The 17,976-nt window shown below is 65.8% G+C and carries 21 protein-coding genes; 3 read left to right on the top strand and 18 right to left on the bottom strand.

Going from position 1 to position 17,976, the window contains the following annotated elements; all coding sequences use genetic code 11:
• Positions 1 to 31 precede the first annotated feature (31 nt).
• From ABUA37_RS06345 to infC, 6 genes are all read right to left on the bottom strand, one after another.
• Positions 32 to 907, bottom strand: a complete 876-nt coding sequence (locus tag ABUA37_RS06345) for a glutamate ABC transporter substrate-binding protein (protein WP_349898283.1) — start codon at positions 905 to 907, stop codon at positions 32 to 34.
• A 34-nt stretch (positions 908 to 941) separates the two neighbouring features.
• The gene (locus ABUA37_RS06350; RefSeq protein ID WP_349898284.1) at positions 942 to 1,697 is read right to left on the bottom strand and encodes an amino acid ABC transporter ATP-binding protein; all 756 of its coding nucleotides are present in this window, start codon (positions 1,695 to 1,697) and stop codon (positions 942 to 944) included.
• 87 nt (positions 1,698 to 1,784) lie between these two features.
• Positions 1,785 to 2,609, bottom strand: coding sequence for a TrmH family RNA methyltransferase (locus tag ABUA37_RS06355; RefSeq protein ID WP_349898285.1), 825 nt, complete (start codon positions 2,607 to 2,609; stop codon positions 1,785 to 1,787).
• 63 nt (positions 2,610 to 2,672) lie between these two features.
• Positions 2,673 to 3,062, bottom strand: a complete 390-nt coding sequence (gene rplT, locus ABUA37_RS06360; protein WP_349898286.1) for a 50S ribosomal protein L20 — start codon at positions 3,060 to 3,062, stop codon at positions 2,673 to 2,675.
• A gap of 33 nt (positions 3,063 to 3,095) precedes the next feature.
• Positions 3,096 to 3,290: a 50S ribosomal protein L35 gene (rpmI, locus tag ABUA37_RS06365; RefSeq protein ID WP_349898287.1), complete on the bottom strand. Its 195-nt coding sequence runs from the start codon at positions 3,288 to 3,290 to the stop codon at positions 3,096 to 3,098.
• A gap of 38 nt (positions 3,291 to 3,328) precedes the next feature.
• Complete coding sequence (gene infC / locus ABUA37_RS06370) at positions 3,329 to 4,219, bottom strand: translation initiation factor IF-3 (RefSeq protein WP_407075351.1); 891 nt, start codon at positions 4,217 to 4,219, stop codon at positions 3,329 to 3,331.
• Positions 4,220 to 4,545: 326 nt separating this feature from the next.
• Here infC and ABUA37_RS06375 point away from each other — a divergent pair, with 326 nt between their 5' ends.
• Positions 4,546 to 4,929, top strand: coding sequence for a DUF1844 domain-containing protein (locus ABUA37_RS06375; RefSeq protein WP_349898288.1), 384 nt, complete (start codon positions 4,546 to 4,548; stop codon positions 4,927 to 4,929).
• Between the two features lie 128 nt (positions 4,930 to 5,057).
• Here ABUA37_RS06375 and ABUA37_RS06380 read toward each other — a convergent pair whose 3' ends face one another.
• Genes ABUA37_RS06380 through ABUA37_RS06405 form a run of 6 tightly spaced genes read right to left on the bottom strand, consistent with a single transcriptional unit; the run spans position 5,058 to position 9,439 of the window.
• Positions 5,058 to 5,858 carry an SseB family protein gene (locus ABUA37_RS06380; protein WP_349898289.1) on the bottom strand — a complete coding sequence of 267 codons (801 nt, stop codon included), beginning with the start codon at positions 5,856 to 5,858 and terminating at the stop codon, positions 5,058 to 5,060.
• Positions 5,858 to 6,604 carry a bifunctional 1-(5-phosphoribosyl)-5-((5-phosphoribosylamino)methylideneamino)imidazole-4-carboxamide isomerase/phosphoribosylanthranilate isomerase PriA gene (priA, locus tag ABUA37_RS06385; protein WP_349898290.1) on the bottom strand — a complete coding sequence of 249 codons (747 nt, stop codon included), beginning with the start codon at positions 6,602 to 6,604 and terminating at the stop codon, positions 5,858 to 5,860. The genes ABUA37_RS06380 and priA overlap by 1 nt, the downstream gene beginning before the upstream one ends.
• Positions 6,605 to 6,630: 26 nt before the next feature.
• The gene (hisH, locus tag ABUA37_RS06390; protein ID WP_349898291.1) at positions 6,631 to 7,272 is read right to left on the bottom strand and encodes an imidazole glycerol phosphate synthase subunit HisH; all 642 of its coding nucleotides are present in this window, start codon (positions 7,270 to 7,272) and stop codon (positions 6,631 to 6,633) included.
• Between the two features lie 2 nt (positions 7,273 to 7,274).
• Complete coding sequence (gene hisB, locus ABUA37_RS06395; protein ID WP_349898292.1) at positions 7,275 to 7,880, bottom strand: imidazoleglycerol-phosphate dehydratase HisB; 606 nt, start codon at positions 7,878 to 7,880, stop codon at positions 7,275 to 7,277.
• Positions 7,877 to 8,953, bottom strand: a complete 1,077-nt coding sequence (locus ABUA37_RS06400) for a histidinol-phosphate transaminase (protein WP_349898293.1) — start codon at positions 8,951 to 8,953, stop codon at positions 7,877 to 7,879. The genes hisB and ABUA37_RS06400 overlap by 4 nt, the downstream gene beginning before the upstream one ends.
• Before the next feature lie 48 nt (positions 8,954 to 9,001).
• Positions 9,002 to 9,439: a LysM peptidoglycan-binding domain-containing protein gene (locus tag ABUA37_RS06405; RefSeq protein WP_349898294.1), complete on the bottom strand. Its 438-nt coding sequence runs from the start codon at positions 9,437 to 9,439 to the stop codon at positions 9,002 to 9,004.
• Between the two features lie 237 nt (positions 9,440 to 9,676).
• Between ABUA37_RS06405 and lexA the strand changes: the two genes are divergently transcribed.
• Entirely contained in the window at positions 9,677 to 10,393 is a 717-nt protein-coding gene (lexA, locus tag ABUA37_RS06410; protein WP_349898295.1) for a transcriptional repressor LexA, read from the top strand.
• Positions 10,394 to 10,442: 49 nt separating this feature from the next.
• Here the strand turns inward: lexA and hflX are convergent, their stop codons facing one another.
• Positions 10,443 to 12,008, bottom strand: coding sequence for a GTPase HflX (gene hflX / locus ABUA37_RS06415; RefSeq protein ID WP_407075352.1), 1,566 nt, complete (start codon positions 12,006 to 12,008; stop codon positions 10,443 to 10,445).
• 41 nt (positions 12,009 to 12,049) lie between these two features.
• Here hflX and ABUA37_RS06420 point away from each other — a divergent pair, with 41 nt between their 5' ends.
• Positions 12,050 to 12,658 (top strand): class I SAM-dependent methyltransferase, encoded by a 609-nt coding sequence (locus ABUA37_RS06420; protein ID WP_349898296.1) that lies wholly within the window; start codon positions 12,050 to 12,052, stop codon positions 12,656 to 12,658.
• A 65-nt stretch (positions 12,659 to 12,723) separates the two neighbouring features.
• On the opposite strand, the gene dapF is transcribed toward ABUA37_RS06420, so the two are convergent.
• The 5 genes from dapF to recA form a co-directional block, all read right to left on the bottom strand.
• Positions 12,724 to 13,599 (bottom strand): diaminopimelate epimerase, encoded by an 876-nt coding sequence (gene dapF / locus ABUA37_RS06425; RefSeq protein WP_349898297.1) that lies wholly within the window; start codon positions 13,597 to 13,599, stop codon positions 12,724 to 12,726.
• A complete protein-coding gene (gene miaA / locus ABUA37_RS06430) occupies positions 13,592 to 14,533 on the bottom strand; it encodes a tRNA (adenosine(37)-N6)-dimethylallyltransferase MiaA (protein WP_349898298.1) in 942 nt (313 codons plus the stop codon). Before miaA ends, dapF begins: the two co-directional genes overlap by 8 nt.
• Entirely contained in the window at positions 14,508 to 16,049 is a 1,542-nt protein-coding gene (miaB, locus tag ABUA37_RS06435) for a tRNA (N6-isopentenyl adenosine(37)-C2)-methylthiotransferase MiaB (RefSeq protein WP_349898299.1), read from the bottom strand. The genes miaA and miaB overlap by 26 nt, the downstream gene beginning before the upstream one ends.
• Before the next feature lie 75 nt (positions 16,050 to 16,124).
• On the bottom strand, positions 16,125 to 16,805 hold the full coding sequence (locus ABUA37_RS06440) for a regulatory protein RecX (protein WP_349898300.1): 681 nt from the start codon (positions 16,803 to 16,805) through the stop codon (positions 16,125 to 16,127).
• 4 nt (positions 16,806 to 16,809) lie between these two features.
• Complete coding sequence (gene recA / locus ABUA37_RS06445; protein WP_349898301.1) at positions 16,810 to 17,901, bottom strand: recombinase RecA; 1,092 nt, start codon at positions 17,899 to 17,901, stop codon at positions 16,810 to 16,812.
• Positions 17,902 to 17,976 lie beyond the last annotated feature (75 nt).

Here is a 17,976-nt window from a genome sequence, read left to right on the forward strand (position 1 = left end):
CGCCTGAGCGGACGGGCTCACGGTCAGTGAGCTAGCCGTTCGTGTAGCGGTCGACGGCCGGCGGCTCCGGCGTCTTCAGAACCTTGCCCGCGGTGGCCTCCCAGGCCTTCTTCCACGCGCCGTCCTTGTATGACTTCTCGAGCACGTCGTTGATGAAGTTACGGAAGGCGTCATCGTCGTGCGCAAGCCCGATGCCATAGGGCTCCTCGGTGAAGGGGTTGCCCAGCACCTCGAACTCGCCCTGATTCTGATCGGCGAGACCGGCGAGGATCACGTTGTCCGTGGTCACCGCGACAACCTTGCCGTTGCGCAGCGGCTCAAGGCAGTTCGAGTAGGTGTCCGTCGTGATCAGGTTCACGCCGTACTCGTTGATGTTCTTCTCGGAGGTCGAACCCGCGACGCTGCAGACGTTCTTGCCCTTGAGGTCTTCCGGTCCCTTGATCTTCTCGGGGTTGCCCTTCAGAACCAGGATGTCCTGGCCGGCGTTGTAGTACGGGCCAGCGAAGGAGATCTTCTCCTTGCGAGCGTCATTGATCGTGTACGTGGCGATGACGATGTCATCCGTCTTGTTCTCGATGAACTGCTCGCGGTTGGCCGACACGGTCTCGACCCACTTGATCTTGTCCGGCGCGATGCCCAGTTCGCCCGCGATGATCTTGCCGATCTCGACGTCGAAGCCGACAGGGTTGCCATCCGGTCCCTTAAGACCGAACAGGGGCTGGTCGAACTTGGTGCCGATCGTGATGGTGCCCGCCTTGGCGAGCTTCGCCATGGTGGTGCCCGCCTCGAACTTCGGCGCCTTGGCCACGGGAGCGGTTGGGGTGCCGCTTCCGGATGCGCATGCTCCAAGCCCGAGGATGCTGGCAGCGGCGATGGCGGTAATCATCAGACTTTTCTTGAGTCTCATGGTTGTCTCCTAGCTGTGTTGCTTATCCACTGATCTAGTGGGTAAGTATTTTCGAGAGAAAGTCCTTCGCTCTCGCACTCTTCGGGTTAGTGAAGAATTGCTCGGGGGTCGCCTCCTCGACGATCTCCCCGTCTGCCATGAAGAGCACGCGATCGGCGGCCTTCCTGGCGAAACCCATCTCGTGGGTCACAACGACCATGGTCATGCCGTCTTTGGCAAGTTGCACCATGACATCCAGGACCTCGGCAATCATTTCCGGGTCGAGTGCGGATGTCGGCTCGTCGAGCAGGATGAGCTTCGGGTCCATCGCGAGCACGCGTGCGATCGCGACGCGCTGCTGCTGGCCGCCCGAGAGCTGCGACGGCATCTTCGACGCCTGGTTGGCCACGCCGACGCGGTCGAGCAGCTCCATCGCCCGCTTGTCCGCGACGGCCTTGGACTGCCCGCGAACCTTGCGCGGGCCGAGGGTCACGTTCTCGAGCACTGTCTTGTGCGCGAAGAGGTTGAACGACTGAAACACCATGCCGACCTCGGCACGAAGCTGTGCGAGAGCCTTGCCCTCTTCAGGAAGCGGACGGCCGTCGACGGTGATCGTGCCGTCGTCGATCGTCTCGAGGCGGTTGATCGCTCGGCAGAGCGTCGACTTGCCGGAGCCGCTGGGGCCGATCACGACGACGACCTCGCCACGGGCAACCGTGGTCGAGATGTCTTTCAGAACGTGAAGCTCACCAAAGTGCTTGTTGACGTGATCGATGACGACCAGCGGTTCACCACTGCGTGAAGGCTCCATCCGTTCAGACAATCACACCGACCGGGCAAGGGCAAACCCGCCGGAGCATCGTGATGGATGCGTGACAAGCGCTTACAGAGGCCGGAGCTATCCGAGTCTCGTTCGCTGGGCGAAGGCAGATTCGTAGAGGCATACGGATGCCGCGGTCGCCAGGTTCATCGACTCCGCGTGGCCGTAGATCGGCACCGTGATGGCGGCATCGGCCATGCCGAGCTGCTCGTCGGACAGTCCCCTGGCCTCATTTCCGAACAACCAGGCCGTCGGCTTCGCGAGAGTGCCGCGTTCGCGCGCGGTGAGCAGATCGTCGCCCTTGATGTCGGCCGCGAGCACCTGGAGCCCCGCCGCGTGGACGCGCTCCAGCAGCGGCTCGAGCTCCGCGCCGACGGCGACTCGAACGTGGAAGATGGATCCCGTTGAGGAACGCACCACCTTCGGGTTGTACAAGTCGACGCTGCGGCCGCTGAAGATGACGCCGTCGGCTCCGGCGGCGTCAGCGGCCCGGATGATCGTGCCTGCATTGCCCGGATCGCGCACCTCCTCGAGGATCGCGACGAGCGTCGGCGCCCGGCCGTCGGCATCCGGTCTGAGGATGTCTTTGACCGAGGTGGGGAACTGCTCGCACACGGCCACGATCCCCTGCGGGGTGACCGTGTCGGCCATCGCATCAAGCACGTGCTCCGTGACGAACTCGACCTCGACATTCGCCTCGGCCGCCGCCCGCGCGATGTCGCCGTGACGTTCGAAAGCGGTGGGCGTCGCGAAGACATCCACGACCAATTCGGGCCGGAAGGTCAACGCCTCGCGCACTGCCTGCGGCCCCTCCAACAGAAAGAGCCCGGTCTGTGACCGGGCTTCTCTCTTGGCAAGTTTTGCCACCGCTCGAACCCTGGGGGAACGCGGGTTGTCCAACATGGCTTCAATGCTAGCCGGATGCGCCCTCAGGGGACGCGCCGACGCGGCTCAGCCAGTCAAGTGTCAGGCTGCGTTCACCTTCGGCGCGGAGGTGTCCGCGGGAAGCGCTGCCTTGGCGGCGGCGACGATCGCCGCGAAGGTTGTCGGCTCGGTGACCGCGAGGTCGGCGAGGATGCGGCGGTCGACCTCGATGCCAGCCAGGTTCAAGCCCTGGATGAAGCGGTTGTAGGTGAGGCCGTTGGCACGCGACGCGGCGTTGATGCGCTGGATCCACAGGCGACGGAAGTCACCCTTGCGAGCGCGGCGGTCACGGTATGCGTAGACGAGGGAGTGGGTGACCTGCTCCTTGGCCTTGCGGTACAGGCGCGAACGCTGACCGCGGTAACCGCTCGCGCGGTCGAGGATTACGCGACGCTTCTTGTGGGCGTTGACCGCCCTCTTTACTCTTGCCATCTTCCTGGTTCCTTCTGTGTCTCGGTCGGCGGTTTAGAGGCCGAGAAGCTTCTTGATGGTCTTCACGTTGGCGGGAGCCACCGCTTCGTCCTGGTTCAGGCTGCGCTTGCGCTTGCCCGACTTGACCTCGAGGTTGTGGCGCATGCCAGCCTGCTGCTTCATGATCTTGCCGCTGCCGGTGACCTTGAATCGCTTCTTGGCCCCGGAGTGGGTCTTCTGCTTGGGCATATCTCTCCTTGTTGACGTTCTTACTGTTGCCCGACGGACTAGTCCGTCGTCACATCTTTGGTGGTCGCGGCGCGCGGCTTCGGCGCAGCCTTGGCAGCTGGTGCCTTCGGCGCCGGGGCCTTGGGCGTGGCCGGTGCCTTGGGTGTGGCGGGGGCCTTCGCTGCAGCCTGCGGCTTCGGCGTTGCGGCCTTCGGCTCTGCAGCCTTCGGCGCAGCGGCCGCGGGCTCTTCGGCCTTGGGTTCCTCGGCCTTGGCCAGCTCCGGCGTCGCCTCGGTGACTGGCTCTGCCGCCTTCGGTGTCGTCTGCGCCGGCGCGGCCTGCGCGGCGGCCGGAGCGGACTCGGTGGCCGCAGCAGGGGCATCCGCCGCAGCATCGCTCGATGCGTGCTCGCGCTCCTCGCGCGGCGGCTTGCTCGACGCACGCTTCGCATCCGTCTCGGCCTTGACCTCGGCCTTGGTCTTCAGTGGTCCGATGACCATGACCATGTTGCGACCGTCGATGGTAGGCGTCGACTCGACAGTGCCGAGCTCCGACACATCTTCTGCGAAGCGCTGCAGCAGGCGAACGCCCTGCTCGGGACGTGACTGCTCACGACCGCGGAACAGGATCATGGCCTTGACCTTGTCGCCGCCCTTGAGGAAGCCCTCGGCGCGCTTGCGCTTGGTCTCGTAGTCGTGAACATCGATCTTCAGACGGAAGCGAACCTCTTTGAGGATCGTGTTCGACTGGTTGCGCTTGGCCTCCTTGGCTTTCTGCGCAGTCTCGTACTTGAACTTGCCGAAATCCATGATCTTGGCCACGGGAGGCTTGGAATTGGGAGCTACCTCAACCAAATCCAGGTCGGCCTCCTGAGCGAGACGGATGGCGTCTTCAATGCGCACGACACCGACCTGCTCGCCGCCTGGGCCAACAAGTCGGACCTCCGGCACGCGGATACGGTCATTGGTACGGGGATCGCTGATGCGTTTCTCCTCTAATACTCAGCAGTCGCAGCCAGCGGACGACGGATGTCGTGCCGGGGACGAGAGGAGGAGATCACGCGCCGGGTCATGTGCTTTCGCCATAACCGGCACGGCACCCTTGACTACCCGCGGACACCTTCGTGACCGCGGGCGGGGCACCAACAACCCGGTAACCTTTTATTGAGCTGAAACAACAGCTGCAACCGGCGGTAAGCGCGGGTGGGAGAATCTCCACTTTCGTTTCGAGACCATGAGGCCTCGAAGCCGTCGCTAAGTCTAACAGAGGAAGAACCATGAGCGACACCGGTCATAATCACCCCGAGGAACCGGGATCGCCCGTTACGGGATACTCGGATGCGGAGGCGGCTCGCGACATCGCGGACGTGCCAGCCGTGGAGGTCATCAACACGGTCGCCGTGCACCTGCTCAGCGCCGCCGCGGTGAAGTGCGGGCTCGCCGACGACCCAGAAAACCAGCTCGACCTCGATGAGGCACGCAAGCTCATCAACGCCATGGCCGGCCTCGTGACCGCGAGCGCCGCCGACCTCGGAGACCACCACGCCCGCGCCCTGCGTGACGGGCTGCGCTCGGTGCAGCTCGCCTTCCGCGAGGCATCGCCGTACCCGGATGCGCCTGGGGAGGGTGCGGGGGAAAAGTGGACGGGGCCGGTTAACTAGCTCGGGGTACTGGGGACAATGGCGGCCGGGCTCCGCCCATGGAGGCCCACCACACCCCCGCCCGGCCACCATTGTCCCCAGCACGGTAGTTACGTCGGCTAAAGGGCGAAAAGCGAAAGGACGCCCCGTCAGGCGGGGACGAGCTTCAGGGCCAGGGAGTCTACGCGGGCGGCTATCAGGGTGCTCTCGGCCCAGCCCTGCTGCAGGCGGGCGAGCAGGGCATCCAGGGACTGCTGGTCAAGACCAGGAGCGAGCGCCAGGGTCACGATGAGTTCCGGTCCGGCCATGCGTGCATCCGGATCGCCCGGCGCCAATTCGATGCGGGCTACGGCAGGCTCCTGCGCGGCAGAGGCCATGAACGCGTCGAGCACTTCCGGGTCCAGGTAACTCGGGATCCACTCGTGCGACTGCGCGATCGCCCACAGCGCGGGACGGCGGATGACGAACTCCGTCTCCGACGTCGGGTCGAGCACGACGACATCCGTCTGCTCGCTCGCGGCGGCCAGGGCAACGCGGGCGGCATCCGCCGGTACTGGCCTCGCCTTCGCATTCCACGTGCTCATAGCCGCTACGGAGCTGAACACGGGGAGTACGTCCCGGCCATCCGGCCCCGCGACGGTGACGATCGACAGTTCCGCGCTCTTGTCGACGACGTGTCCATGGGCACCGATGCCCGACTCTCCGAGGGCGGCGACGAGCGGGATCAGAAGCCGGGACTGAGTGAGGGCGGCAATGACCGACTGCTCTCCCCCGTCGCCCGCGCGGAATCGTGCGATCGCCTGCATGAGTGCTTCGGGTGCCGAGCCATCATCGTTGGAGGAGTGCTCCTGCTCGAAGTGGCGGCCCTCCCACGGCACACCGGCCGAATCCGTTCCAGGGTGTGGAACCTGCGCGGCCCCGTCGGGCCCGCCGTGCGAATGCTCCGACATCAGTCGCTGGCGACGTCCAGCGCCTCGGGCAGCGTGAAGGCCTTGGCGTAGAGCGCCTTGCCGACGATTGCGCCCTCGACACCGAAGCGCACCAGTTCGCGCAATTCGGCGATGTCGTCGAGGCTCGAGATGCCACCGGAGGCGATCACCGGCTTGTCGGTGCGGTCGGCTACCTCACGGAGCAGCTGGAGGTTCGGTCCCTGCAGGGTACCGTCCTTCGTCACGTCGGTGACGACGTAACGGCAGCAGCCGGCGGCCTCGAGCCGGTCCATCACCTGGTAAAGGTCGCCGCCATCCTTCGTCCAGCCGCGCGCAGCCAGTGTCGTGCCGCGAACGTCGAGTCCGACGGCGATGGCCTCGCCGTATTCGGAGATGACGTGGGACGCCCACTCGGGGTTCTCGAGCGCCGCGGTGCCGAGGTTGATGCGCTTCGCACCGGTCGCGAGTGCAGCCTCAAGCGTCTCGTCGTCGCGGATGCCACCCGACAGTTCGACATTGACGCCCCGCGCCTGCTTGATGACGCGCTTGATCACCGCCTGGTTGTTTCCGCGCCCGAAAGCCGCATCGAGGTCGACGAGGTGGATCCACTCTGCACCCTGGTCTACCCAGTCGGCCGCGGCATCCACCGGGTCGCCGTAGCTGGTCTCGCTGCCCGCCTCGCCCTGCGTGAGGCGAACGGCCTTGCCGCCAGCAATATCCACGGCGGGCAGGAGGACGAGGGCGGGGGCCTTGTTGAACTCGCTCATGGGTGTCTTTTCTCGTGAGGTGGGAATCAATAGCTACTCAGGCTTGCGATCCAGTTGCCCAGCAACCGGATGCCAGGGGCCCCGGATTTCTCCGGGTGGAACTGGGTGGCAGCCAGGGGTCCGTTCTCGACGGCCGCGAGGAAGCGCGATCCGTGGGTCGCCCAGGTGAGGCTCGGCCGGGCGAAGGTCCCACTCGCCTCAAGGCTCCATTGCTGCGCAGCGTACGAGTGTACGAAGTAGAACCGCTCGTCCGCAATTCGGTCGAACAGGACGGAACCCTCCGGCGCTTCGACCGTGTTCCATCCCATGTGCGGCAGGACGGGCGCCTCGAGCTCGGTGACGGTTCCCGGCCACTGACCAAGGCCCTCCGTCGTCACGCCACCCTCAATGCCACGTTCGAAGAAGACCTGCATGCCCGCACAGATGCCGAGCACGGGCCGTCCCCCGGCCAGTCGCCTGTCGATGAGCTCCGCCGCGGCGACCGGGGCGAGGCGTTCCATGACGGCCGCGAAGGCGCCGACTCCGGGCACCACGAGACCATCGGCCTCGAGGATGCGCGCACGATCCGCGCTCAACTCGACGCGAGCACCGGCGGCCTCGAGAGCCTTCGCTGCCGAGTGAACATTGCCGCTGCCGTAGTCGAGGACCACGACGGATGGAGAGGTCACGACTACAGAGCACCCTTGGTCGACGGGATGCCGCTGACGCGAGCATCCGGAGCGACGGCCTGACGGAACGCGCGTGCGAAGGCCTTGAACTCCGCCTCGGCGATGTGGTGCGGATCGCGACCGCCCAGGACCGTGACGTGCACCGTGAGTCCCGCATTGAACGTGATGGCCTCGAACACGTGACGAACCATCGACCCCGTGAAGTGGCCACCGATGAGGTGGTACTGAAAGCCGTCGGGCTCTCCCGTGTGCACGAGGTACGGCCTCCCGGAGACGTCGACGACGGCCTGCACGAGAGCCTCATCGAGCGGCACGAGTGCATCGCCGAACCGCGCAATACCCGCCTTGTCTCCGAGCGCCTCGCGAATCGCCTTGCCCAGCACGATGCCGATGTCTTCGACCGTGTGGTGCACGTCGATATCCGTGTCACCGCTCGCCTTGACCGTGAGGTCGACCAGCGAGTGCTTCGCGAACGCGGTGAGAAGGTGATCGAAGAAAGGCACCGAAGAATCGATGCTCGATACGCCCGTGCCATCGAGGTTGATCGAGAGGTCGATGTTCGACTCGCTCGTCTCGCGCTTCAACTGGGCAACGCGTTGTGCGGTCATCGTTCAATCCTAGCCAGCGCGTCGAGGAACGCCGTCGTCTCGGCCTCCGTGCCCGCGCTCACGCGCAGGCAGTTCGGAATGCCGACGTCTCGGATGAGAATTCCCTGCTCGAGAAGCGCCTCGAAGAGTGCGTGAGGATCGTCGACCCCGCCGAACAGCACGAAGTTCGACCAGCTGCGCCACACCGGGTACCCGAGTCGCGGCAGTTCGACGAGCAGGCGGTCGCGCTGTGCCTTGATGTCATCGACCACGGCGAGCAACTCGGATGCGTGCGCGAGCGCCGCGGTCGCGGCGGCCTGCGTGAGCGCTGAGAGGTGATAGGGCAGGCGCACGAGACGGACCGCATCCGTCACAGCCGGGTCGGCGGCGAAGTAACCGAGCCTGGCACCGGCGAAGGCAAAGGCCTTGCTCATCGTGCGGGAGACGACCAGCCGTTCGCGGCCCTCGAGGAGGGTGAGTGCGGTCTGCTGCGGGTCGGGAGTGAACTCCGCGTAGGCCTCGTCAACGATGACGATGCCGCGGCTGGCGTCGTACGCGGCCTCGATCGTCTCGAGCGACAGCGGCGTGCCGGTCGGGTTGTTCGGCGAGCAGAGAATGACCAGATCCGGGTCGGTCTCACGGATGCTGCGCACAACCGTCTCCGGAGAGAGTTCAAAGTCGGCGTCACGCTGGCCTTCTACCCAGGCAGTGCCGGTACCTGCCGCGAGGATCGGGTACATCGAGTAGGTGGGCGGGAAGCCGAGGATGCTGCGGCCGGGTCCGCCGAAGGCCTGCAGCAGTTGCTGCAGCACCTCGTTGGAACCGTTCGCGGCCCAGATGTTGTCGCGGCTGAGGCCGTGACCCAGGTATGCGGCGAGACTCTCTCGGAGCGTGACGAACTCCCGATCCGGGTAACGGTTCAGCTTCAGCGTCGCGGCGGCCACCGCTTCGACGACGTCTCGCGCCACCGGCTCCGGGATGCCGTGGCTGTTCTCGTTGACATTGAGCGCAACGCGCACGGGCTGCTGAGGCGCGCCGTATGGCGCTTTTCCTCGAAGGTCGTCACGAAGGGGTAGGTCGGAGAGTGAAGCCACCACAGAACTGTACTAGCCCATTACTGCGCGGCAGGAACGTGTGACGGACTACCGCGAGTACCGCGCGGGAATCGCGAGGCGTTCGCCTGCCTGCACGTCTGCGCTGGAGAGCTGGTTCAGGTGGACGATCTCGGAGACGACATCGCGCGGGTCTGCTGACGGCGCAACGGTCTCAGCGACCTGCCACAGCGACTCCCCCGCGCTCACCGTGACGTACTGCAGTTGACCACCCGCAGTGTCGGTGGCGATGGCGATTCCTCCATTGAGCGCGAAGGCCATGGCCGCTGCGACGAGGGGGAAGGCAACGAGAAACACCAGCACACGGCGACCACGTCGCGTGAGACGCAGCCGCGGCGCCGTCTGGCGGGCATCACGGTCGCGGGCTTGGCCATACGGCGCGGTGCGGTGCAGTGCGGTTCCGTACAGTGCGGTTCCGTGCAGTGTGGATCCGTGCAGTGCGGATCCGTGCAGTGTTGCTGTGCTCATTGCCTTACCTCCTGAGAGATTCCGTATCCGACGCTCGGCCGGGAGCGCCGGATACGAAGCTATGTTCCGAACATACATTCGATTTACGCCACATTCAAGCATTACTTTCGAACTCCCTTACCTGAGAACCGCGACACACTCGAATACATGTTTGTCTATCGCCCGATCTGCGGATACAGTTTCGATTGTCTGGAGACAGCACACCAGCCACCACCGACATTGGAAAGCAGGCCTGAGATGGACGAGCTCGACACGGAGCGATCAAAGTCCGAGGGGTCGGCCCAGGTGCCCGGTCAGGCGAAGGGCGGCACTCGCAGGCGGAAGAGCCTCAGCGACAAGCAGATCGCCATCCTGGAGACCATTCAGCGCGCTGTGTCGACGCACGGATACCCGCCGAGCATGCGGGAGATCGGTGACGCGGTGGGTCTCTCCTCGCTCTCAAGCGTCACTCACCAGCTCAACCAGTTGGAACTCAGCGGCTACCTGCGACGTGACCCGAACCGACCTCGGGCGCTCGAGGTTCTGATCGAGCTCGAACCGTCTGGCGGCGTTGTTTCCGACAATCCGACGCCCGTCGGTGACGCCGCGATGGTGCCGCTCGTCGGCCGCATCGCCGCAGGCATCCCGATCACCGCAGAACAGCAGGTGGACGAGGTCTTCCCCATTCCGCGCCAGCTCGTCGGCAAGGGCGACCTCTTCATGCTCAAGGTGGTGGGCGACTCGATGATCGACGCGGCAATCTGTGACGGAGACTGGATCGTCGTGCGCCAGCAGAAGACGGCAGAGAACGGCGATATCGTCGCCGCGATGCTCGACGAAGAGGCGACGGTCAAGGTGTTCCAGCAGCGTGACGGCCACACCTGGCTGCTCCCGCGCAACAGCGCATTCGCGCCGATCCTGGGCGACTATGCCGAGCTTCTCGGCAAGGTCGTGGCGGTGCTGCGCGCCGTCTAGGAAGCCGCAATCCGGGACCGGGCGCCTGGACCGATACCGGCTGCAGGACCTAAGACGCGGAGACCGCGGGGTTCACCGCGAACGCGCGCAGCGCGGGCGCCTGCTCCTCCGTGACGAGGGCGCTCACTCGCGTGCCACCCTCTTCGTAGTCCGTACTGAGGATTGTGCTGTGGTCGTGCAGCGACGAGATCACCTCGCCGCGGTCATACGGCACCAGAAGTTCCACCCGCACGGATGGCCGAGGTACGAGTTCGCCGATGGCGGAGCGCAGCTCCTCGATGCCCTCGCCCGTGCGCGCCGAGACGAAGATCGCGTCTGGCGCGAGCGACCGCAGCAGGAGGCGCTGTTCCTCGTCGGCGAGGTCGGCCTTATTGAAGGCGACGACCTCCGGAATGTCCCTCGCTCCCAGTTCGCCAATGACGTCGCGTACGGTAGCGAGCTGGCTACCCGGATCCGGATGCGACGCGTCGACCACGTGCAGGATCACGTCCGCGTCGGCGACCTCCTCGAGCGTCGAACGGAACGCCTCGACCAGCTGATGGGGAAGGTTGCGCACGAAACCAACGGTGTCGGTGAGCGTGTACAGGCGCCCGTCATCCGTCTCGGTCTTGCGCACCGCGGTGTCGAGCGTTGCGAACAGCGCATTTTCCACGAGCGCGCCGGCCCGCGTGATGCGATTGAGCAGCGACGACTTTCCGGCGTTCGTGTACCCGGTGATCGCCACCGACGGCACCGCATTGCGATTGCGGTTCGCGCGCTTGGCCTCGCGGGCGGGCTTGAAGCCGAGGATCTGCTTGCGCAGACGCGACATGCGGGTGTGGATGCGGCGGCGGTCGAGTTCGATCTTCGTCTCACCTGGGCCGCGGCTGCCCATGCCGGCACCGGCGCCACCCACCTGACCACCGGCCTGGCGGGACATAGACTCGCCCCATCCGCGAAGCCTGGGAAGGAGATATTCGAGCTGCGCGAGCTCCACCTGCGCCTTGCCCTCACGGCTCTTGGCGTGCTGGCTGAAGATGTCGAGGATGACCGCGGTGCGGTCGATGACCTTCACCCGCACCACGTCTTCGAGAGCTCGCCTCTGGCTCGGGGCCAGCTCGCTGTCCACGATCACGGTGTCGGCGCCCGTGGCCGCCACGACATCGCGCAACTCCTGCGCCTTGCCCTTGCCGAAGTAGGTGCTGGGGTCGGGCGTCGCGCGGCGCTGCAGCAGCCCGTCGAGCACCACGGCCCCGGCGGTCTCGGCCAGGGCGAAGAGTTCACGCATGGAGTTCTCGGCCTCTTCGAGTGCACCCTGGGCGTAGATACCGATGAGAACCACGCGCTCGATGCGGAGCTGCCGGTACTCGACCTCGGTGACGTCTTCGAGCTCCGTGGAGAGGCCCGCGACGCGACGCAGCGCCTGCCGATCTTCCCGGTCCAACTGTTCGCCGTCGTTTGCGCCGTCGCCGGCGGCCGTTGCCCCGTCCTGCAGCGCCTGCGCGGAACCGGAGGAAAACAGGGTGTATCCGCTCGAGTGCGCGGCAGCGTTGGCCATGATGCGCTCGACGGGATCGAGCATGGGGCGCTCTTCCGCGCTCACGCCCTCGTGCTCCACAGCTTCACCCTCAGTCATCTCGTTAACCCTAGCTCCTCATATTTCGGTAGGTTCTGTGCATGGCCAGCGAGCATTACTTCTCCTCAATTCCGGATAGTGAGCTCAAGCTTCGACAGATCCACGCCCAGCTGGCCGGGCAGTTCTACGAGCTGACGACGTCGAACGGCATCTTCAGTCCCGAGCGGATCGACGTCGGTACCCAGGTCTTGCTCGCCCACTCTCCCGTCGCGCCTCCCGGCGGCAACCTGCTCGATCTCGGCTGCGGCTGGGGACCGATCGCCCTGACCCTCGCGCTGCAGTCGCCGCACTCCACCGTGTGGGCGGTGGACGTGAACGAACGAGCGCTCGACCTCGTCCGCCGAAATGCTGCGTCCATCGGCCTCAGCAATGTCAACGCCGTGACGCCGGGAGATGTTCCCGACGGACTGCACTTCACGACCATCCGATCGAACCCGCCCATCCGGGTGGGTAAGGACGAGCTGCACAACATGCTGCAGTTCTGGCTGCCTCGGCTTGAGCCCGGGTCGGATGCGTGGCTCGTCGTGCAGAAGAACCTTGGATCGGACTCGCTCCACCGCTGGCTCGAAGCGATGCTTCCCGCGGAGTTCTCCACGGTTCGCTCGGCGACGAACAAGGGGTACCGGGTGCTGCGGGTGCGGCGGAGGTAGGCCCCCTTCCGACGCTCAGGGAAACGGCGTGACCCTTAGACAAGCTCAGGGAGCGTGCGTCGGCGCTACAGCTCCAGCGCGCCCGTGTATACCAGCTCGGCGGGGCCACTCAGCGAGACGTGCTCGCCGTCTTCTGCCGCCCACATCCGCACGCCCAGGGTGCCGCCGGGCACCTCGACCTTCCACTGGTTCGGTGCGCCATCGCCCGCCCAGTAGCGGAAGGCAAGCGCCGCCGCGGCCGCGCCCGTTCCGCAGGACAGCGTCTCGCCGCTCCCGCGCTCGTGAACGCGCATCCGAATGTGGCCGACACCGTCGACGATCATCGGCTCGAGGGGCACGACGAACTCAACGTTCGCCCCGTCGTCGGGCTCAGGATCGAGCACCGGGATGTACTCGAGATCTGCTGACTCGAGCTCGCTCTCGCTCGAGAGAGCCACGACCACGTGCGGGTTCCCCACGTTGATGCCGAGGCCGGGCCGAGCGACCTTGAGGTTCTTGGCACGCACGAGCGGCTCGCCGCCGTCGAGGGACCACCTGCCGAGGTCGACCTGGAATCCCGCGGTGTTCTGCTGCACATCGCGCACGCCTCCCCGGGTTCCGATGGTGAGGGTCTCCCCCTTCGACAGCGTGGCGAGCCCGTTATCGATCAGGAACTTCACGTACACCCGGATGCCGTTGCCACACATCTCGGAGGGCGAGCCATCCGCGTTGTGGTAGTCCATGAACCACTCGGCGGCCTCGTCCTCGGCGAGGGCGGCGGCGCCCTCGGGAAGGTTGCTCGATCGCACCGCTCGGATGACGCCGTCGGCACCCACGCCGAAGTGGCGGTCGGCGAGCACCTGCAACTGCGCCGTGGTCAAATCGATCTCACCATCGGGGTCAGCAAACAGCACGAAGTCGTTACCGGTTCCGTGACCCTTGGTGAAGTGGAGTTCAGGCATACGGCAATGTTAGTTGCCGCGCGGAATCCCACAGCGCAGGGTCGTCGTAGTCGAGCCAGTTGATGTGGGAATACCGTCTGAACCAGCTGACCTGCCGACGTGCGTACTTGCGCGTGAAGGCGGCGGTCTGCTCGATCGCCTGCTCTTCGCTGAGTTCTCCCCTGAGCTGGGCGATCGCCTGCGCATAGCCGATCGCCCTGGCCGCGGTGACGCCGAAACCCGCGGGCAGCAGGCTTCGTGCCTCTTCGACGAGCCCGGCAGACCACATGCGTTCGACGCGCGTGTCGAGGCGCTTGACGAGCTCGGCGCGCGGAGCGCGCAGGCCGATGACGATACTCGGTGTCCAGTAGCTCGCCTCGCTGGGAAGACCCGCACCGAAGGGTTCGCCGGTGAGGGTACCGACCTCGAGTGCGCGCACGAGCCGCCGGCCGTTGTGCGGGCCGATCGCGGATGCCGCCGCCGGGTCGACGGCCTTCAGCCGCTGATACATGACGCCCGGCCCGGATTCGGCAAGCTCCGCCTCGAGCCGCGACCGCAACTCCGGGTCCGTGCCCGGGAACTGGAAGTCGTAGAGCACGGAGGAGACGTAGAGACCGGAACCTCCGACGAGGATGGGCACCGCTCCGCGTGCCTGGATCTGCTCTATCGCCGTGCGGGCCTCCGTCTGGTAGTCGGCGACGCTCGCCTCGTCGTTCGGCGAGAGCACGTCGAGCAGGTGGTGCGGAATGCCGCGCCGCTCCCCGGGCGCCAGCTTGGCCGTGCCGATGTCCATGCCGCGGTAGAGCTGCATGGCATCCGCGTTGACGATCTCGGCGGGTGTTCCCCGCGCGAGAAGGGATTCGGCGAGATCGAGCGAGAGCTCGGATTTGCCGGTGCCTGTCGCGCCGACGATCGCGACGAGCACAGGGTTAGCGCTGTCCGTCCGCGAGGTCATAGATCGGTGCCGTGGCGACCCGCAGCGTGGGCAGCCCGAGCGAGACGCGGCCGCTCGAACCGCCCGTCGCGGAGTGTGCGGGCGTCGCACAGGAAGCGGCCTCGGCACGATCCCAGGCGTCTCCCGCGGTCGTGCGGCGCACCTTCAGCGGTGCCCCGGTGCTCGAGTCGGCGATGAGGTGGAAGGGTTTGGCATCGGAGATGGCTACGGTGACCATGTCTCCGGGCCTCGGCGTATCGCTGCCCGGCGTGACGTCGAAGTGCACGAGGCGGCTGTCGCGGGCACGACCGGAGAGCCGGTGCGTGTCCGCATCCTTTCTGCCCTCGACCGTGACGAGCACCTCGACCTCGGTTCCGACGAGCTTCTGGTTCTCTTCCCAGGAGATGCGGTCCTGCAGGGCGACGAGTCGCTCGTAGCGCTCCTGCACAATCGCCTTCGGCACCTGATCCTCCATCGTCGCGGCCGGCGTGCCAGCGCGGATCGAGTACTGGAAGGTGAAGGCGGATGCGAAACGAGCCTGCTCGACGACGCGCAGGGTCTCTTGGAAGTCCTCTTCGGTCTCGCCGGGGAAGCCCACGATGATGTCGGTACTGATCGCGGCGTTCGGAATCCTGGCGCGCACGCGGTCGAGGATGCCGAGGAAGCGTTCGGAGCGATAGCTGCGACGCATCGCCTTGAGGATGCGGTCCGATCCGGACTGCAACGGCATGTGCAGCTGCGGCATCACGGACGGCGTTTCGGCCATCGCATCGATGACGTCGTCGGTGAACGCGGCGGGATGGGGGCTGGTGAAGCGGATGCGCTCGAGGCCGGGAATCGCGCCAGCCGCCCGCAACAGCTTGCCGAAGGCCTGGCGGTCGCCGAATTCGACACCGTAGGAGTTGACGTTCTGGCCGAGCAGCGTGACCTCGACCGCGCCATCATCGACGAGAGCCTGTATCTCGGCGAGGATGTCTCCCGGCCTGCGGTCCTTCTCCTTGCCGCGAAGGGTCGGAACGATGCAGAAGGTGCAGGTGTTGTTGCAGCCGACGGAGATGGAGACCCAGCCGCTGTAACTCGATTCGCGCCTCGTCGGGAGGGTGGAGGGGAACGTCTCGAGCGACTCGAGGATCTCGAGCTGGGCCTCGCCATTGTGGCGGGCGCGCTCCAAGAGGGCGGGCAGCGAGCCCATGTTGTGGGTGCCGAAGACGACGTCCACCCAGGGCGCCTTCTCGAGGATGGTGCCCTGATCCTTCTGTGCGAGGCATCCGCCGACCGCGATCTGCATGCCCTCGTGGTTCTTCTTGACGGCGGCGAGCATCCCGAGGTTTCCGTAGAGCTTGTTGTCTGCGTTCTCACGCACCGCACACGTGTTGAACACCACGACGTCGGCCTGTCCGGACTCGGCGCGCACGTAGCCTGCCGCCTCGAGCGAGCCGGAAATGCGCTCGGAATCGTGCACGTTCATCTGGCAGCCGTAGGTGCGCACCTCATAGCTGCGGGGCCGCAGGGCGGCGGGAGTTTCGGTCATAGTCATGATGCTGGCAAGCCTAACTCCCGAGTGCCGGTGCTCTCGAAACGAGACCGTCTGTCGGCTCGGACCGCCTCCAGCTCAGCGGAACCGCACGCCGGAGGAGTGACCGCCGTGCGAGCTCAGTGCCTCGTCGACTGCGGCGCGAACGACGGAGCCGGCGTAGCCCTTGCGCATGAGGAAGCCGCTGAGTCGCCGCTTCGCCGTCTCGGTGTCGAGAGAGCGCAACTGCGGAGCTCTGCGCACGGCGAGTTCCGTAGCCCGAGACTGCTCGTCGTCATCATCAACCTGCTCAAGAGCTTCGTCGATGTACTGCTGGTCGATGTGCCTGCGGCGCAGCTCTGCGGTGAGTGCAGAGCGGCCGAGACCCTTACGTTCGTGCTGGGTGCGCACGAGGGTCTCGGCCAGCTCGGCATCGTCGATGAGGCCGACCCGTTCGAGCCTGTCGAGTTCAGCCTCGACGATCTCGGAGTCGAGTTCTCGGGCAAGCAGCGCCTTCTGCAACTCCCAGCGGGACTGTCCACGCCGGGTCAACGCCTGCATACTGACTTTCTCCGCCCGCTGACGCTGGGCGTCGTCGGACTCGGGGGTAGATTGCTCGCCCGGTTCGACTGTCTCGGCCAGGTCGGTGAACCTGACCTTCGACGCCGCACGATCGGGAAGCGCCGATTCCGACGATGGCACTGGTTCGGGGTCGCCCGCGATCGGGGGGAGAACACCGGGCAGATAACTCACCCTGGCCAGGCCATCGCCGGAGGTCATCGGATCAGACCGCCTTGCGGCCGGTGAGCTTTGTGCTGATCGACTCGACCTTCGCATCGTCGCCCTCGACAACCGCGGCCGCGGCGACCGCGTTGGGGTCTGCAATGAGCCCCATCTTCATCTTGATCTTCTGCTCGATCTCCTGAGCGATCGCGGGGTTCTGCAGCAGGAAGTTGCGCGAGTTCTCCTTACCCTGTCCGAGCTGGTCACCGTCGTAGGTGTACCAGGCGCCAGACTTGCGCACGATTTCGTGCTCGACACCGAAGTCGATGAGGCTGCCCTCGCGGGAGATGCCCGTTCCATAGAGGATGTCGAACTCCGCCTGCTTGAAGGGCGGAGCCATCTTGTTCTTGACGACCTTGACTCTGGTGCGGTTACCCACCGCATCCGTGCCATCTTTGAGCGTCTCGATGCGACGGATGTCGAGGCGGACGGAGGCGTAGAACTTGAGCGCCTTGCCACCCGCGGTCGTCTCCGGGCTGCCGAAGAAGACACCGATCTTCTCGCGCAGCTGGTTGATGAAGATCATGGTGGTGTTGGTCTGGCTGAGGCCACCGGTGAGCTTGCGCAGCGCCTGGGACATGAGCCGGGCCTGAAGGCCGACGTGGGAGTCGCCCATTTCACCCTCGATCTCGGCTCGTGGCACGAGCGCCGCGACGGAGTCGATGACCACGAGGTCGATCGAGCCGGAGCGGACGAGCATATCCGCGATCTCGAGCGCCTGCTCCCCCGTGTCTGGCTGGGAGACGAGCAGCGCGTCGATGTCGACGCCGAGTGCCTTGGCGTACTCCGGATCGAGCGCATGCTCGGCGTCGATGAAGGCGGCGATGCCTCCCGCCCGCTGCGCGTTGGCGATGGCGTGCAGGGTGAGCGTGGTCTTACCCGAGGACTCCGGACCGTAGATCTCCACGATGCGGCCGCGGGGAAGCCCGCCGATACCGAGCGCGACATCCAGGGCGATAGAGCCGGTGGGGATCACCGCGACGGGAGCACGCTCGTCGCTGCCGAGGCGCATGACGGAGCCCTTGCCGAACTGGCGATCGATCTGTGCAAGGGCGGTTTCAAGGGACTTTTCGCGATCTGCTACTGATGGCATTTCTGGCTCCTCCGGAGTCGTCGTGGTTGCTGCCCATAGGCTGTCACTCCGCTGAAGGCCGATGAAGCAAGGCCC

Source organism: Parafrigoribacterium soli (assembly GCF_040227235.1).
Classification (GTDB): domain Bacteria; phylum Actinomycetota; class Actinomycetes; order Actinomycetales; family Microbacteriaceae; genus Parafrigoribacterium_A; species Parafrigoribacterium_A soli.

Coding starts and splice junctions, on each gene's coding strand:
- ABUA37_RS06345 (WP_349898283.1), bottom strand. CDS start 907: ATGAGACTCAAGAAAAGTCTGATGATTACCGCCATCGCCGCTGCCAGC.
- ABUA37_RS06350 (WP_349898284.1), bottom strand. CDS start 1,697: ATGGAGCCTTCACGCAGTGGTGAACCGCTGGTCGTCATCGATCACGTC.
- ABUA37_RS06355 (WP_349898285.1), bottom strand. CDS start 2,609: ATGTTGGACAACCCGCGTTCCCCCAGGGTTCGAGCGGTGGCAAAACTT.
- rplT (WP_349898286.1), bottom strand. CDS start 3,062: ATGGCAAGAGTAAAGAGGGCGGTCAACGCCCACAAGAAGCGTCGCGTA.
- rpmI (WP_349898287.1), bottom strand. CDS start 3,290: ATGCCCAAGCAGAAGACCCACTCCGGGGCCAAGAAGCGATTCAAGGTC.
- ABUA37_RS06375 (WP_349898288.1), top strand. CDS start 4,546: ATGAGCGACACCGGTCATAATCACCCCGAGGAACCGGGATCGCCCGTT.
- ABUA37_RS06380 (WP_349898289.1), bottom strand. CDS start 5,858: ATGTCGGAGCATTCGCACGGCGGGCCCGACGGGGCCGCGCAGGTTCCA.
- priA (WP_349898290.1), bottom strand. CDS start 6,604: ATGAGCGAGTTCAACAAGGCCCCCGCCCTCGTCCTCCTGCCCGCCGTG.
- hisB (WP_349898292.1), bottom strand. CDS start 7,880: ATGACCGCACAACGCGTTGCCCAGTTGAAGCGCGAGACGAGCGAGTCG.
- ABUA37_RS06405 (WP_349898294.1), bottom strand. CDS start 9,439: ATGAGCACAGCAACACTGCACGGATCCGCACTGCACGGATCCACACTG.
- lexA (WP_349898295.1), top strand. CDS start 9,677: ATGGACGAGCTCGACACGGAGCGATCAAAGTCCGAGGGGTCGGCCCAG.
- hflX (WP_407075352.1), bottom strand. CDS start 12,008: ATGACTGAGGGTGAAGCTGTGGAGCACGAGGGCGTGAGCGCGGAAGAG.
- ABUA37_RS06420 (WP_349898296.1), top strand. CDS start 12,050: ATGGCCAGCGAGCATTACTTCTCCTCAATTCCGGATAGTGAGCTCAAG.
- dapF (WP_349898297.1), bottom strand. CDS start 13,599: ATGCCTGAACTCCACTTCACCAAGGGTCACGGAACCGGTAACGACTTC.
- miaA (WP_349898298.1), bottom strand. CDS start 14,533: ATGACCTCGCGGACGGACAGCGCTAACCCTGTGCTCGTCGCGATCGTC.
- miaB (WP_349898299.1), bottom strand. CDS start 16,049: ATGACTATGACCGAAACTCCCGCCGCCCTGCGGCCCCGCAGCTATGAG.
- ABUA37_RS06440 (WP_349898300.1), bottom strand. CDS start 16,805: ATGACCTCCGGCGATGGCCTGGCCAGGGTGAGTTATCTGCCCGGTGTT.
- recA (WP_349898301.1), bottom strand. CDS start 17,901: ATGCCATCAGTAGCAGATCGCGAAAAGTCCCTTGAAACCGCCCTTGCA.